The organism is Cellvibrio sp. 25HG11W-0, from assembly GCF_057815475.1.
On record NZ_CM174230.1, the window covers coordinates 2,367,066 to 2,381,643 of the forward strand.

Annotated in this window: 12 protein-coding genes, 1 tRNA gene and 2 pseudogenes; 5 read left to right on the plus strand and 10 right to left on the minus strand. The window is 47.3% G+C overall.

Translation table 11 applies throughout. From position 1 onward, the window contains the following. Positions 1-12 precede the first annotated feature (12 nt). Positions 13-1,458, plus strand: a complete 1,446-nt coding sequence (locus AC0KUT_RS09900; RefSeq protein WP_488835529.1) for a hypothetical protein — start codon at positions 13-15, stop codon at positions 1,456-1,458. A gap of 150 nt (positions 1,459-1,608) precedes the next feature. On the opposite strand, the gene AC0KUT_RS09905 is transcribed toward AC0KUT_RS09900, so the two are convergent. The 4 genes from AC0KUT_RS09905 to ttcA (AC0KUT_RS09920) form a co-directional block, all read right to left on the minus strand. Then, on the minus strand, positions 1,609-2,115 hold the full coding sequence (locus tag AC0KUT_RS09905; RefSeq protein WP_488835704.1) for an Arm DNA-binding domain-containing protein: 507 nt from the start codon (positions 2,113-2,115) through the stop codon (positions 1,609-1,611). Positions 2,116-2,366: 251 nt separating this feature from the next. After that, entirely contained in the window at positions 2,367-2,642 is a 276-nt protein-coding gene (locus tag AC0KUT_RS09910; RefSeq protein ID WP_488835531.1) for a hypothetical protein, read from the minus strand. Between the two features lie 62 nt (positions 2,643-2,704). Continuing rightward, positions 2,705-4,084, minus strand: coding sequence for a hypothetical protein (locus AC0KUT_RS09915; protein ID WP_488835532.1), 1,380 nt, complete (start codon positions 4,082-4,084; stop codon positions 2,705-2,707). A gap of 323 nt (positions 4,085-4,407) precedes the next feature. Continuing rightward, positions 4,408-5,301, minus strand: coding sequence for a tRNA 2-thiocytidine(32) synthetase TtcA (ttcA, locus tag AC0KUT_RS09920; RefSeq protein ID WP_488835534.1), 894 nt, complete (start codon positions 5,299-5,301; stop codon positions 4,408-4,410). A 550-nt stretch (positions 5,302-5,851) separates the two neighbouring features. On the opposite strand from ttcA (AC0KUT_RS09920), the pseudogene AC0KUT_RS09925 reads away from it, so the two are divergent. Both AC0KUT_RS09925 and ttcA (AC0KUT_RS09930) read left to right on the plus strand, forming a co-directional pair. Then, positions 5,852-6,184 (plus strand): annotated as a pseudogene (locus tag AC0KUT_RS09925) (transposase). A 151-nt stretch (positions 6,185-6,335) separates the two neighbouring features. Further along, positions 6,336-7,097: pseudogene (ttcA, locus tag AC0KUT_RS09930) on the plus strand (tRNA 2-thiocytidine(32) synthetase TtcA); the annotation flags it as partial. A gap of 93 nt (positions 7,098-7,190) precedes the next feature. Here ttcA (AC0KUT_RS09930) and AC0KUT_RS09935 read toward each other — a convergent pair. Further along, positions 7,191-7,712 (minus strand): hypothetical protein, encoded by a 522-nt coding sequence (locus AC0KUT_RS09935; RefSeq protein WP_488835535.1) that lies wholly within the window; start codon positions 7,710-7,712, stop codon positions 7,191-7,193. Positions 7,713-7,922: 210 nt separating this feature from the next. Between AC0KUT_RS09935 and ald the strand changes: the two genes are divergently transcribed. Together ald and AC0KUT_RS09945 are read left to right on the plus strand one after the other, a co-directional pair. After that, positions 7,923-9,035: an alanine dehydrogenase gene (gene ald, locus AC0KUT_RS09940; protein WP_488835536.1), complete on the plus strand. Its 1,113-nt coding sequence runs from the start codon at positions 7,923-7,925 to the stop codon at positions 9,033-9,035. Positions 9,036-9,228: 193 nt separating this feature from the next. Next, on the plus strand, positions 9,229-11,676 hold the full coding sequence (locus AC0KUT_RS09945; protein ID WP_488835538.1) for a putative bifunctional diguanylate cyclase/phosphodiesterase: 2,448 nt from the start codon (positions 9,229-9,231) through the stop codon (positions 11,674-11,676). Between the two features lie 11 nt (positions 11,677-11,687). On the opposite strand, the gene AC0KUT_RS09950 is transcribed toward AC0KUT_RS09945, so the two are convergent. The 5 genes from AC0KUT_RS09950 to flgA all read right to left on the minus strand — a co-directional run bounded on the left by AC0KUT_RS09950 (position 11,688) and on the right by flgA (position 14,460). Continuing rightward, positions 11,688-12,398: a 16S rRNA (uracil(1498)-N(3))-methyltransferase gene (locus tag AC0KUT_RS09950; protein ID WP_488835539.1), complete on the minus strand. Its 711-nt coding sequence runs from the start codon at positions 12,396-12,398 to the stop codon at positions 11,688-11,690. 105 nt (positions 12,399-12,503) lie between these two features. Continuing rightward, positions 12,504-12,579: transfer RNA gene (locus AC0KUT_RS09955), tRNA-Arg, on the minus strand. Positions 12,580-12,717: 138 nt separating this feature from the next. Continuing rightward, positions 12,718-13,194, minus strand: a complete 477-nt coding sequence (locus AC0KUT_RS09960; RefSeq protein ID WP_488835540.1) for a flagella synthesis protein FlgN — start codon at positions 13,192-13,194, stop codon at positions 12,718-12,720. Between the two features lie 67 nt (positions 13,195-13,261). Then, complete coding sequence (gene flgM, locus AC0KUT_RS09965; RefSeq protein ID WP_488835541.1) at positions 13,262-13,576, minus strand: flagellar biosynthesis anti-sigma factor FlgM; 315 nt, start codon at positions 13,574-13,576, stop codon at positions 13,262-13,264. Between the two features lie 119 nt (positions 13,577-13,695). Next, complete coding sequence (gene flgA / locus AC0KUT_RS09970; RefSeq protein WP_488835543.1) at positions 13,696-14,460, minus strand: flagellar basal body P-ring formation chaperone FlgA; 765 nt, start codon at positions 14,458-14,460, stop codon at positions 13,696-13,698. Positions 14,461-14,578: the final 118 nt, after the last annotated feature.

The window sequence follows — 14,578 nt, forward strand, 5'->3', positions numbered from 1 at the left end:
GCTAGAGCGCTCATGGAGACGATTATCGAGGACGTGATCAAGGCGAAGGCGATGCCCTTTGCTGAATGGCAAGCCCTTAGCGCAAACCCCTTGGTTCCGCTTGCCATTTCGGTGTCCCAAGGTGGTCAGTATCCGGTCACCCAAGTCGGCGTGGACGCAGCTCACATGCTGGCACAGCAAAGCTGGAAATCACTCGAAGCCTTGCGCCAGACAATTGACCGGGAGGCCTTCATGAAGCTCTCGTTCCAGGCGATCGGGGACACGCTTCGCGACTGCCAATCGCGCCTTCCAGAAGTACCGGACGGTCAGAATGCGCAGGACGTGGTGCTCGGTGACGATTTTTACGCTGCGCTCGTCGACGACTACCAAGCGCGCCTGCAGCAGCTTGCCGCCAGCGCAAGTCCCGATGTTGACCGGCATATCCCTTGCCATCTGTTTCACTCGGATCAGGCCGTGCCAGCATTTGCCGTGGGACCAGTGCGATTCCTGCCAAGAGCGGAATGGCTCGATTCCTTTGTCAAGGACTCGGAGGTTCGCGAGCTCATCCACCAGGTCGAGGCCCGTGAACTGGACCTGGAGGAGTTGACCGCTCGATCAACTGTCGCCGAGAGTGGCCGCCGTGCATCGTATGCGTTGGATGTTCTGCGCACGCTACGCCACTATAGCTGGGTAGCGACCATTCGGATGGAAGGGCATGAGCATGCGCGGTCCCATTTCAAAGCGTCGGTGGTGGTGGGACTTGCGATTGACGCAATCGGACTAAGGTTCCATGTCGAGGATGCGCGACGCTTTACCAAAGCCGGCAGGCAGCATCTTTTTGCAGAGGACCGGTTCGCGACCACGCTAGACGGAAGGATATTGCGTGGATCGAGCTTACAGATGCCTGGCATTGGTGGACGCCCCGGTGCACTGGCCGCCAAGATGGCGGGCGAACAATCCTTTCTGGATGCCGCCGGGTGTATCTTGCAGCACTACGTCGATGGACGACGAAGCGGACATGCGCTGCATCTCGTCGAGCGCTGGGCGAATGCCCTGTACTGGGTCGGTGAAGCTCGTCGCGAGGCTTCCGATTTCATGGCAGTGGTCAACTATGGCTGTGCCGCCGACGGGCTGTCGGGCGCAGGTGGCAAGGCGAGCGATATGACAAGCTTCGCCGAGACTGCGCTCAAACCTGAGGGTGAGATCGTGCCCGAGGGCGTGCTCACGGTGGATGTCGCAGTCCACAAGGTCTACCGAGAAGGCCGCAACAAGCTCGCTCACGGCGAAATGTCGGGACTACTGGAGGACCTTGCAGAGCCGCGAGCAATCGGCGAGGCGCTGCTGCCAGCGCTGTTCGATGTTGTGACGCCGGTGCTGGCTGACCTTTTACAGAACGAGCCGAACCTGCTTATGCTCGATGAGAAGAGAGCCTATCGTCTGCTTGAGGCAAAACTGGCAGCGCGCAAAGCGAACACTTGACTTGACGGCCTAATTTTTCGACTCTTTGCGCGCTGACGACCGACTTGCGTTGGTTCGCTATCAGCTTGGTCGCCTTGCTGTCGCTAGCAGCGTCGAATGTGCTGCTAGCGACGGAACGGAGACCTCTCACCGGATCATGCCTTCACTCCTTCAGTACGGCGTGCCCCCGTGATTGTCTTGCGCCGATTTGCCACCAGCTCGGCGGCTTCCCGCACCGGCTTGTCCCCGGTATGGACGTAGCGCATGAAAATCACCAAAGTCTTGTGAGCCGTCAGGGCCTTGCCGACCTTGACCGGGATGCCCGATTTGCAATGTTGGTCGCCGAGCGATGGCGGATACCGTGCGTCCCCACATGCGTTGCCCCCGCCACTTTGAGCGCACGGCTCCAGCTCCGTAAGCCTCCTCGCTTATAGGCTTGGACATGACGCCGGGCTTACCGCCCCGGCGTACTTGAGTCAGCCATTCCTGCACTAGCGAGCGGGCTTGTTCTACGGTCAGTTCCCCGTGTTGACCCAAGGCGGGCTTGCGGCGCTCGCCGGCGTTTGTCTGATATTGGAGCATGAACACCTTGCGGCCCGACGGGGTAATCTTGCACAAGAAAGCCGGGCACCAGCTTGTCCCAGAGTTCGACGGCCTACGCCTGTGGTTGTGCCGCATCGACAGCGGACTTGGTGAGCTTGATTTTGCCACGATGACTCATCGGAAACCCCCAGTTCCTAGGAGCCTTCTAGGGGCCAGCAAAGAGAAAGTCGGGTCAAGTTTCAGAAAGCACTGGCATATGATGAACTCGCCTAAGTTATTGATAAACCTGCTGTATCTAGTCTTGGCGTAGTCCAGCGAAGTGCCGGGCTGGAGTCATGGTGAAATGAAAAAATCCGCCAGCGTTTTGGTGGCCAGCGTGGCGCCCGCTACGGTAACAAACCATTTAGTTGATGACCCAACCGATTTTTCGCAAGACATTCAGTGATGCGTTCCTGTGCCATACGGATGCGTTCATCCATCTCAGGGTTCGCACCCATTAATTTTTGGATGACAAGACCTAATACCCGCAGTGGATTTAAGTTCTCATCCTCGTTGTATCGCTTTAGCCAGGCGATACATTTCATTTCCATATTACCGTCGGGTGGATCACTAGGTGCGCCTGCGTCCATAAAAAGCAAGATTGACTTTGGAATGACTCGCATAATGAACTGCTAATACCGAAGCAACTGTACTCATGAGTGAATTGGGAATTGTTGCCATGTGATCAAGTCTCAGCAAGTTCGTCTATTGCATCACCGGCTTCCGGTGTCGGCGGTAGCTCCGGCCAACCGGGTGTGCCGTACGCCGTCAGCTTTCCGGTATAGCCAATGGTGGAAGCGAGTAAATGGTAAAAAATGGCAAGGCACGTGAATGCTCTATCATAGTAAATTTGAATTTTTTCAGGGGATTCCTCCAATGCATCCGCATGTGCTGACTGGTTGCGCAGTTTTGACCAATGCCCCGGCCAGTGGCTAAAGAGCGGCTTATCCTCCACGTACGCGGCCAATCCTGCGGCGATATTCTTGCGTTTGAAATTCGACAAACTGCTTTGCAATTTTTCAATCACCTCAGCATCAATGGTCGATGCCTGAATTACGGTAAGCGCATCATCCAATTTTCTCTCGTATGCGGTATCGTGTTTTAAAAGCGCTGAAAAATAGTGTTTGATGACACCTTCAATTGAGGTTGTTAATGCGAGCGCCCACAATTCCTGGCTTGCACCTTTCGCGATAAATATTTTGTGCCAGTAACCGTAAATCTCTGCGATTTTTTCAGGATCTTGCAAGTAGGCGTGGATATAGCTATTCAGAAATGCCGAGGCATCGTCATAATTCAAGGGAAATGTCGATTCAAATAAACGAGGCAATGAATGCGCAGGTTTTTTTTTCAATGCTTTCACTTCTGTCAATAATAGATGGCCTTCCCGGGTTTCCTTGATTAACGGGGAAAGCTGGCGTCCCGCCAAAATGGACAACCCCGTCAGGGCAGCGCTCGATAAAGTATTGATCGGCAGTGCACGTAGAGTCAGCACAGAGATAATTAATTTCTCGTCCGCGTTGTTTACCGTTATTTCCATATCATCGAACGTGAGTTTGAAAATAGTACGCCTTTTGCCGCCATTGCCATAGGATTCAAATTCATTGCAAGGAAGCTCTACGGAATACGGAACGATAAATTGCAGCGCGCTGTGCATGCGCGAAGATGTGGCCTCATAACGCCGGGTCACACTGCGCAACACCGGTTTGATAACGACGCTATTGGTGGGAAAGAAAAAATGGCTTTTATCGAGGCTGATTTTTTCGGCAATCCATTCGCCCCCATAAGTGTCGATACACACCATATCAAAATACCGGTGATCGGGAACCAGTGTACCCGGCAGCACATCCAGCCCGTCCGCATCGGCCTTCATTTGCGATGCCAATTGCTCCACCGTACCCACATGGATCATGTGCAAGCTCAGCACACCGTCACCATCTTGGGTAATTTTTCCAGTGCCTTGATAGACAACTGGATCACTTGCCCCGCGTTGCGTCAAGGTGATGCTTACTCCGTCAATAGTCAGGGTGGATATTAGGGCTTGGCTAATCAATTGTTGGGTGGACATAGGGGATTTCCTGAGGCAGTGCATAGTCTTTGAGGGTCACGCCGTTATAAGCGAAGGCATGCGTATGCGTCGATAGTTCTGGGGAACCTTTGAAAAATGTTTACGAGGCACAAACAAGGGTAGGAGAAAAAAGGCCTTTGCCCATTTCCGCACCATGATCAGTTTTGGATGCAAAACAACATCAGTGCACCTCACAGGGGGAGTATTAAACGCAAATCAACCCGTGAACTAATTTATGAGTGTGAATACGTCCAATTTTAAGTGGGGTGGGTAAAATAATTCCGTGGTTTGGGTTGCTCACTTCTGAGCAACCTAATGCATAATCAACTCAAATTTAAAACATCAATAAGCTCAGTTCTCGAGGTAATATTGGAAGAACTTATGGTCGCTTCGCTAAACAGATAGTCCGCTTTGCTACCTGATCTATCAATTCTGAGTGCTGCAAAATCGAATAATTTGGTGTCAGCTAACTGACTTCCGGTCACATTTTGAATCGATCCAAAAATATTTTCTATTCGGCCCGGATGCTCCTTCTCCCATTGCTGCAACATGTTTTTAATATGTTGTCGCTGCAAGTTTTCTTGGCTACCGCAAAGATTACAGGGAATAATAGGAAACTGCATATATTCTGCATATTCAGTAAGGTCATCCTCTCTGCAGTAGGCTAAAGGTCGTATGACGATGTTTCGTTTGTCATCAGATAGCAGCTTGGGAGGCATTGCTTTTAATTTAGATCCGAAAAACATATTTAAGAACAGTGTTTCAACAATGTCATCACGGTGATGTCCAAGTGCAATCTTGGTGGCCCCAATATCTTCAGCGAACGAATAGAGGGTGCCTCTACGAAGACGAGAACACAGCCCACAAGTAGTTTTTCCTTCCTCAATTTTAGATTTAACGACGGAGTAGGTATCTTTATCAATAATATAAAATGGGATTTCTAGGCGACTGAGATATTCGGGTAAAACGTGCTCGGGAAATCCCGGCTGTTTTTGATCTAGGTTAACTGCAATTACGTCAAATTTTATTGGAGCTGTTTTTTTAAGATGAATCAGTATATCAAGCATAGCGAATGAATCTTTACCGCCCGACAAACAGGCCATGACAACATCGCCTTCTTCAATCATGTTGTAATCTGAAATGGCTTTCCCAACGTTTTTTCGAATCCGCTTCCTTAACTTGTTGAATTCGAGTTTCTCTCTATTTGTTTCCAACATTTGTGCTACCAGTTAATAAATTATTTATTGAAAAATTAATACGTGAGGCTGAGATTGACTAGCGAGGAAAGCATCTAATTAATTGCGGCAATCAGATAATGATCAGTAGATGGATAAAACAGCCGATCCACGATATGAGCCCCATCGGCAACCTCGGACAGTTAGCTAATATGCATATTTTGAGACTAGGAATTTTAACTCATTCTCGACGAACCGGCAGTAAATAGTGCAATTTGTTCTAACCAAGATGCAAAACAAAAAAGATAGATGGGATTTATTCTCAATACGAGTAAAGTAAAGCAGGGTACAGCAATTGCGCAAGTTGCTGAAATTTCCGGCATCAGGATGTCTCACCGCTAGCATCGGCGCAATCACGGATAAACAGATTCCTGATATTAAGTAATGGCAGCAACGCCTCCCTGAATAGCCACTATCCTTTTGCGTGGCTGGATGCAATTCACTACAAAATCAAAGAGGATGGTTGTTACGTTAGCAAAGCCATTTATATCGTGCTGGCACTGAATCTGATGGCTGCAAAGATATTTTAGGTCTGTATAGTTCTGAATCTGAAGGCGCCAACTTCTGGTTGTCAGTATTAACCGACCTGCAACAACGCGGTGTAAAAGATATTTAATCGCGGCGGCGGACGCGCTTCCCGGCTTCCTTGAGGCGATTAACAGCATCTTACTTATACCGAGTTCAGTCCTGCGTCATCCACCAACTTCGCAATTCAATGCGCTATATAGCCTCTAAAAATCAAAAGGCCTTCATGGCTGACTTAAGACCGGTTTATAAAGCGGCAACCAAATTGGAAGGTGAAACAGCACTGGTTAAACTTGAAGCAAAATGGAGTAGGCAATACTCGATTGTCATTCAATCCTAGCGACGCGAGTGAGGCAACCTCAGTAACACTCGATTAAGTTTGAAAACCTACTTTCTTTACAATTTATATTTATTTAGTTAAGGATAATTTTAATTATTAGTTGTATTTTAGGCGGATAATAGGTTTTCTTTGTAGGTTTTATTGGCTTTACGGTAAAGATTCTTACACCATGCTGGATATTTTGTTAGGCCTGCAAAAGACTGCGCCGATTAAGTTCGAGTTGGTGGCGGTGAATATGGATCAAAAACAGCCGGGTTTTCCAGAGCATATATTGCCGCAGTACTTGGAAGCCTTGGGCGTGCCTTTTCATATTGTCGAGCGGGATACCTACAGTATTGTCAAAGAGTTAGTGCCAGAAGGGAAAACCACTTGTGGCCTTTGCTCGCGCTTGCGCCGCGGTACCCTTTATGGGTTTGCCGATGAAATTGGCGCGACTAAGATTGCTTTAGGTCATCATCGCGATGACATTATTGAAACGCTATTTTTAAATATGTTCTACGGTGGCAAGCTAAAAGCCATGCCACCAAAATTGCTATCAGACGATAAGCGCAACATAGTGATTCGCCCCTTAGCCTATTGCGCAGAGGCCGATATAGAAGAGTTTTCACAACAGAAAGGCTTCCCCATTATTCCGTGTAACCTGTGTGGCTCTCAGGAAAACCTACAGCGACAAGTGGTGAAGGATATGCTACACGCGTGGGAGCGACAGCATCCTGGGCGCACCGAAACAATTTTTTCTGCTATCCGCAATGTACAGCCATCCCAGCTAGCGGATTTAAAATTGTTTGATTTTATTCATCTTGAAACACAAGCGAGTGATCACGAGCCAGAAGCCGATACCTGCGCGAGCTTGCCTTTAGTTACGCCACCACGGGACGCGGTGCAGTATGTTGATGTGCTCGACCTTCGCTAGTGAGCGTGCGCTGAGCCACCAGGCATCGAAAATTTACATGTGAATTAGGGCGTTATCACGCACTAGAAAATTAAACCTTGGCGCAATAATTGTCTAAGCGGCCAAGGGTGTCTCCAACAAAAACGTATATTTGTGCCAATTCTCCATAAAACTTGCCGCGCTTCGTGCTTGACCTGTGCCGTTGTCGAAATGCGCACTCCATAGTTGCGCTAAGTGTTTAGGTCGTCGCTCAATCAATGCGGGCGATGTTAAGCATGCTCCCGCTGCGCGGTAAACCATCAACGCCATAGCACTGCTATAACTTAAATTCCCAATAAGCTCCTGGTGTGGTGCACGTAAAAAAGCCTGCTGACTTGCAAGGCCGCGCACACGCGATGCGAGTTCAGCATCACTTATCAAATAGGAATCCCAAAGTGCTAGGTGTTTGCACTCAGTTATACGGTACAGCCCTAATCCATTGTTACTGCCCCATTGCTGCTGGTTGGCCTCACTTAGGCCGGCTTCCTGCAGGGCTGTGGCAAGCAGTAGAGTTGCCAGCCCCGGTACATCAAGCGCCATAAACTGCAGCATGGGTTTTATGATGTGTTCGTTAAGTTGGCGATAGTGAAGGTCCATGTATTAATTCCTCGCTGTAAATATAAAGCCTTGTCCGTCAATAATTATTTCATACACAATAACCAGCATAAGTTGCGCCAATCTGGCAATTAAAATCAGTTAGCAGGGGACTTTGGTTTCTCTACTTATAAAAAGACCGATTGAGTATTGGCTGGCTATACTTCTTTTCTGTAGGTACAAATCTACAGCTACAAAAAGGAGGGGCTGGCTATGCGCATTGGCGTACCAAAAGAAATAAAGCCTGAAGAGTTTCGAGTTTCCATGACCCCAAGTGGTGTGGCTGAGCTGATTAGGGCGGGTCACAGTGTCTTTGTTATGTGTAATGCAGGCGCTGCAGTAGGCTTTAAGGATGTGGACTATGAGGCTGCGGGTGCAAAACTACTTACTACTCTTGCTGAAATTTACGCAGTAGCTGAATTAATTGTGAAAGTGAAAGAGCCTCAGCCTGACGAATATGATTTGTTGGAAGCTCGCCATCTATTGTTCACCTATCTACACCTTGCGGCTAATCGTGCCTTGCTTGACGTATTAATAGCCAAGGGCGTTACGGCGATTGCCTATGAGACAGTCATTGATGAGCAGGGGCGCTTGCCACTCTTAAAGCCTATGTCCGAAATTGCTGGGCGTATGGCGACTCAGGCTGGCGCTCATCATTTGGAGATGCTGCAAGGCGGTAAAGGTATATTGTTGGGCGGCATACCGGGAGTTGCTCCAGCACAGGTGCTTATTGTGGGGGCTGGAGTGGTAGGTGCCCAAGCAGCTGCTATGGCGGTAGGCTTGGGTGCACAAGTGACAGTATTGGATAAGTCATTAGCCCGTCTGAGCTATCTAGATGAGATTTGGCGAGGGCGCTTGGTTTGTGAATATGCAGATCAAAGTCGGCTAAATGATTTGGCGGTTAGCGCTGATTTAATTATCGGTAGCGCACTTAATGCCGGCGCCAGTGCACCAAAACTATTGAATAGAGAGCATCTGCGGGCTATGGGCCGCGGTAGTGTATTAGTCGATGTCGCTATAGATCAGGGCGGTTGCTTTGCGAGTTCGCGCCCCACGACCCACAGACACCCTACTTATATTGAAGAAGGCGTGGTGCATTATTGCGTCACCAATATCCCCAGCGCTGTGGCGCGTACAGCGACCTTAGGTTTAACCAATGCGAGCATTAGTTATGTTTTGCGTTTGGCAAATGGCGGCTTAGAAGCTTTAAAAACTGATCGTTTGTTCATGCAGGGGTTGAATACCTATAACGGAGTGTTAACTCACAGAGCTGTAGGCAACGCGTTCGAATTAAATACAGTGGATGCTCAGGCGGTATTGGCTTAACTAGGCGGGCGCAATTGAGCATACAAAAAGCGTGGGTGAGAAACGGTGGTTAGTAAATTTAGTTATAGAATGTCATGTAAATTCCATTATTGATCTATACTCAGGCTAGCTTTGGCTCTATTAGGGTGTCTAAGGGCGCTGCCCCTTCGAGGCTTGACAATAACTATACGTAAAATGTGGATACTCGACTTCAATGAGAGATAAGGCTCCCTCTTTTTTTCATGGCATATCATTTCAGTTGGCCAAAATTGGGATTGTTTTGGCCTTCGTGCTGAGCTTTTTACTTAGCTCCGTACAGTTGTATTTGGATTTTCTCAACCAACAAAAAGAATTAGATTCCCTTATCGATCGCGTTATTCAAGTTGCTAAGCCACCAGCTATAAGATCCGTATCCACTCTTGATGATGAGTTGTCCCATGAAGTTGTCTCGGGGCTATTACGCTATGGCTTTATTTATGAAGTGGTTATCTATGATGACACTGGCAATATCCTTGCTCAGGACCGTAGTGTTCGCCCAGAATTAAGTACACGTTGGCTGACAGATACTATTAGTGATAATACGCGTGAATATACTACGGCTCTCTTACTCCCTGGTTATAACGATGGCACTGCGGGCAGCATTCGTTTTTCGGTTGATATGGACTTGGCGTTGGAGCCTTTCTATAACCGTTCAAAAACGGCGGTAATTACCGGTATTTTACGCAATATGTTTTTAGTGCTGTTGCTGTTTGTGGTGTTCTATATTCGTCTTACTAAACCTTTGGTTCGTCTTGCGCGTGAGATCAGTGAGATCAACCCTGATCACCCAGGTGTAAGCCGCCTTACCGCCTTACCGCCACAGCGCAAAGATGAATTGGCGCAACTTATTAGCGGCTCAAATGAATTGCTTGATGTCGTGGAGTTATCGCTGGCCAAACGCCGTGCGGTAGAGTTAGCGCTGCGTAAAAGCGAAGAGCATTTGCGTCAAATTATTGATCACCTTCCTGTCATGATTGGCGCGCGCAATATCGCTGGTTATTACTTGTTTGCCAATAAAGCACTGGCAAATGGCTTGGGCTATACGCCTGACAAAATACGTAATTTACATGTGCGTCAGCTATTAAAAAATTCTGTATTTGATATAGACGCCATGCTGCAAAATGATTATCGCGTGATTCGTGGCGATGAGGAGTTGGATGTTATTGAAGAACGCTTTGTGACGGCTACAGGTAAACAATTGTTTTTGCAGACACACATAATGCCATTGGCTTTTTATGATGAAAAAGTGGCTTTAATTGTGTCAGTCGATATTACTGAGCGCAAAAATGCTCAGGCCAAAATGGAATTTATGGCGCACCATGATGCCTTGACGGGCTTGCCTAATCGCCTGCAGTTAGTAGAGCGTTTAGAGCACGAACTGCGTCGCGCCGAGCGCCATGGATATTATGGTGCTGTGTTGTTTATCGATTTGGATCAATTTAAAACCATCAACGACTCTTTAGGTCACCCCGTTGGCGATAAGGTGTTAGAAGTGGTGGCGTCGCGCTTACAGTCTTCCGTGCGCGAGGAGGATTTAGTGGCGCGTCTGAGTGGCGATGAGTTTGTCGTAGTGTTGACAGTATTGGATCAGAATATTGAGGTGGCCGCTCTGCGCGCTGGCGAAATTAGCGAAAAGATCCGCTCGGTCATTTCGCAGCCCTATATTCACGACAGCATGGAACTTCGTGTTACCTGCAGTGTGGGTGTGGTGGTTTATCCCGACAAAAATAACTCGGTACATGAGTTGTTGCGCTATGCCGATACGGCAATGTATCAAGTAAAAGAAAAAGGCCGCGATTCGATTGAGTTTTTTAATGAAGAGATGGCCGATAAAGTCAGCCGCCAGCTAGTGATGGAAGGTGATTTGCACCGGGCGCTCGATGAAAAACAATTTGAAGTTTTTTATCAACCTAAGATAGATGTGTTGTCGGGGCGCGTTGTGGGCGCAGAGGCTTTATTGCGTTGGCAACACCCAACCAAGGGAATGGTTTCGCCTGTTGATTTCATCCCTGTTCTAGAAACCTCCGGCATGATTATCGAGGTCGGCCAGTGGGTTCTAGAAGAGTCTTGTAAGGCTTTATTGAAATGGCATAATGATGGTTTGTGGGCTGAAGGCATGAAGCTCAGCGTTAATATTAGCCCGCGTCAATTTAGGCGCAATGCATTTGTTGATGATGTATTGCAGGCTCTGCAGCGCTATCCCATACCGCGAAATTCCCTCGATATGGAAATTACCGAAGGAATTGTAATTCAGCGGGTGGATGATGCGATTGAAACCATGACGCAGTTAAATAATGAAGGTATCAGTTTTTCGCTAGATGATTTTGGTACCGGCTATTCATCAATTAGTTACTTAAAGCGTTTGCCTGTGAGCACACTGAAAATTGATAAGGGTTTTGTGCGCGATATTATTGATGATCGCAACGATAGGGTGCTTGTTGAAACAATCATTACTATGGGGCTTTTGTTGGATATGGAGCTGGTGGCTGAAGGTGTTGAAAATGCCGAACAGCTAGCGATCTTAAGAAGCTTTGGCTGTCATTTTTATCAGGGTTATTTTTCGAGCCAAGCGGTAAAGCGGGTGGCATTCGAAGCAATTTTAAAAGCTGATCAGCCTGTTTGAATTTTCTGTAATTAATACAACCTGCCCAATAGATAGGGGATAGCTGTTTCCACGCGCATGATGCGCGCCCCTAAATGTACTGCATTAAATCCGCATTTTTTTAGTAGCTCAATCTCATAGTCGATAAAACCGCCTTCCGGCCCTACCGCAAGTGTTAAGGGGTAATCTATTGCACGGGGGCAGGGCTCGTCAGTGTAAGGGTGTGCGACCAGGGCGCGCGTCCCTTTTATGATACGGGGTAACTCATCCTCTACAAAAGGTTTGAAGCGTTTGATGAGGTTTACTTCTGGCAGAAGTGTGTCGCCACCTTGTTCTAACCCCAAAATTAATTGATGTCTAATAGCTTCTGTTTGCAAAAAAGGGCTTTGCCAGTAACTTTTTTCCACCCTATATGAGTTGATTAAATACAATTTTTTTACGCCAAGTGTGGCGATGGTTTGAAATATTCGACGTAGCATTTTAGGGCGAGGTAGCGCCAAAATAAGTGTGAGTGGTAACGCTTGTGGTGGTAGCTGTGCAAGGGTGACATTAAAAACAATTGCCTTGTCTCTCAGCGCGCTAATAATGCCGCTACCCATTTCTCCGTTTATAAGTCCAACTTTAAATTCATCGCCCAGTTTCCCTTGATGCACTTCGAGAATGTGTTTAATGCGGCGTGGGTCTTCAATGGAAGCCGTGTGCAGTGTTAATAGTTCACTGGGTTCAAATAAAATAAAATTCATGGCTTGCTAACTACAGGGGGCGAATGGGTAGACTTTAGCTGTGCATTAGGATCAGGGCAATATGGGGGCGGTGGAAAAGCAGTGAGCAATATATAGCCATGTAAATGGCGTCCCCGGCGGGAATCGAACCCACATTATACGCTTAGGAGGCATAGGTTTTATCCAATTAAACTACAGGGACTGCTTGGAGGGGCGAGATTATATAGTGCTAATGCGTATAAGCCTAGCGTACTGTTAGTAAGAGAGTGAAGATGTTCGGTTCTACTGGATCGGCGAGGTTATAAAACAGGCAGCAGCATATTTCAGCTGCTGCCTATTTTTAGGCTTTTGCAAGAGTGTATGACGCTGTAGTTTGTGCTTTGGCGCCATGGGCATTATAAAGTGACGGGCTTGGTGTTTTGCCGCGCAATAAGTTGAGAAGCTGGCTCAGTGTTTGTTGCGAACGTGAAATCATTTTGCCATTAATGTCATTCATTTCTTGGCATTCCACGAAGCTTTGAGTGAGTTGCTGCCAGCGTGTGCGTAAAGCTTCTGGCGCGCTATTAGCTTCTAAGAGCATATCCCAGCCTGCCGCGTTGGTGGGTAAGTTTGATGCTTTTAATACCTCTTGGCGCTGCTTGGCGCTGCTATTTAGCTGATCTAATAAAATCGCTTTTTGCTCAATGATATGCGTAAGCTCATCAGTTTTGCGCTGTTCTAATTGAATTCGTTCACGTGCTAGTAGCTCTTTAAGTTGTGCGAGTGCAGCAGCATCTTGGGTAATCATATCGGCAATTAATGCAATATTTAGTGACATAGCAACCTCTTATTTATGAGATGTATAGGCGGAACTTGGGCGACATTGGGGATGCGCGATCAGTTATTTAGCCTAATAAATCTTCTTGCTTAAGCATATTTTCAGCAATGCGTTCAGGGTTAATTTCAAAGCGCCCTTCAGTAATTGCGCGTTTGATTTCAGCCACCTTGTCTAAATTTACATCAGGTGAGCTATTGATTTTGCCTTGTAACCGTCCGAGGGTTTTTGCCTCTTGGCTCAGCACTACTTGATCGCCAGTTTCTGGTTTTAGCGGCGCGGTACTTGCGCTGCTTGGTTTCGCCTCGTGAGCCGGTGATGTAATCCTGCTTTTGGTGTTTTTAGCACCAATCGAACCTAGGTTGTTTGTAGTATCAAAGTTCATTTTCTATCCCCAATGTCGTTGCCAGCTATGTCGTTGTGCACCTGAGAGCCAAAATGGTGGTTCCCTATAAGGCTTATCGGCTGCACTGCGTATAACTTTAGCGCCCAATATTTAAAAATTTAATTAATTTGCACTTCACCAGAGGCAACAACCAATCCACTTATAATGCGTTTTGATTGGTTGTTGCGCACTCGAATATTTTCACCAAGACGGCCATCACTCAGTGCCGTACCTGCACTATTTACTTTTATTCCACCCATTTTTGCTGAAATGGCCACATTCTCACCTCGCCGTATGGATGTCGGTGCCTGCAAATTTGCGCTCTTGAGCGGCGTACCTTGATAGATACTGCGTTTAACCTCTTGCCCAATAGCCCCGCTAGATTGGCTGATAAACGCTTGGCGAATAAGACTTACGTTGATGGATTCTAGTTGGAGGTGTTTATTGCTAATAATGTCACCTCGCGTCAAATTATGTTTAGCGACAGGTATTTGACGATAAATGTAAACTTGCGCAGGTATATGGATGGCCCAACTCTGCTTACTTTTACAGCTGGCCCGCACGCTAATATTGCCGCCAAGACCAGTGTTATCTTGGGGGTCTAATTCAAGTGGTCTAGAGCATTTACGAATCCTCAGTCTTCTGTCGAGATTGCCAACTGTGATTTCTAGATGCTCATGTTCAACTGCACCGTACTCCTTGTTTAGAAACTCCAAAACCTCTTGTTTAAGTTGGATTGGGCCATAGCTTTGGCTTGCACTACTGAACCCGCTGATACCGAGCAAGTAGAGTGCTAGCGCAAAAGATATACAAAAAGAGGGGTTTCCACATTTTGTGCGCAGAGATACACGAAAGATAATGCTACAAAAACTAGGAAGTTCCATATTTTGTCCTATCCTCATAGGGTAAGAGCTTTGGGTCAGTGCGGCTTTTTGTGAGCAAATCACTCAAGAATGACAATATGTTGCCGCTAATCTGAATTATAAGCGATGAAGCAAATAC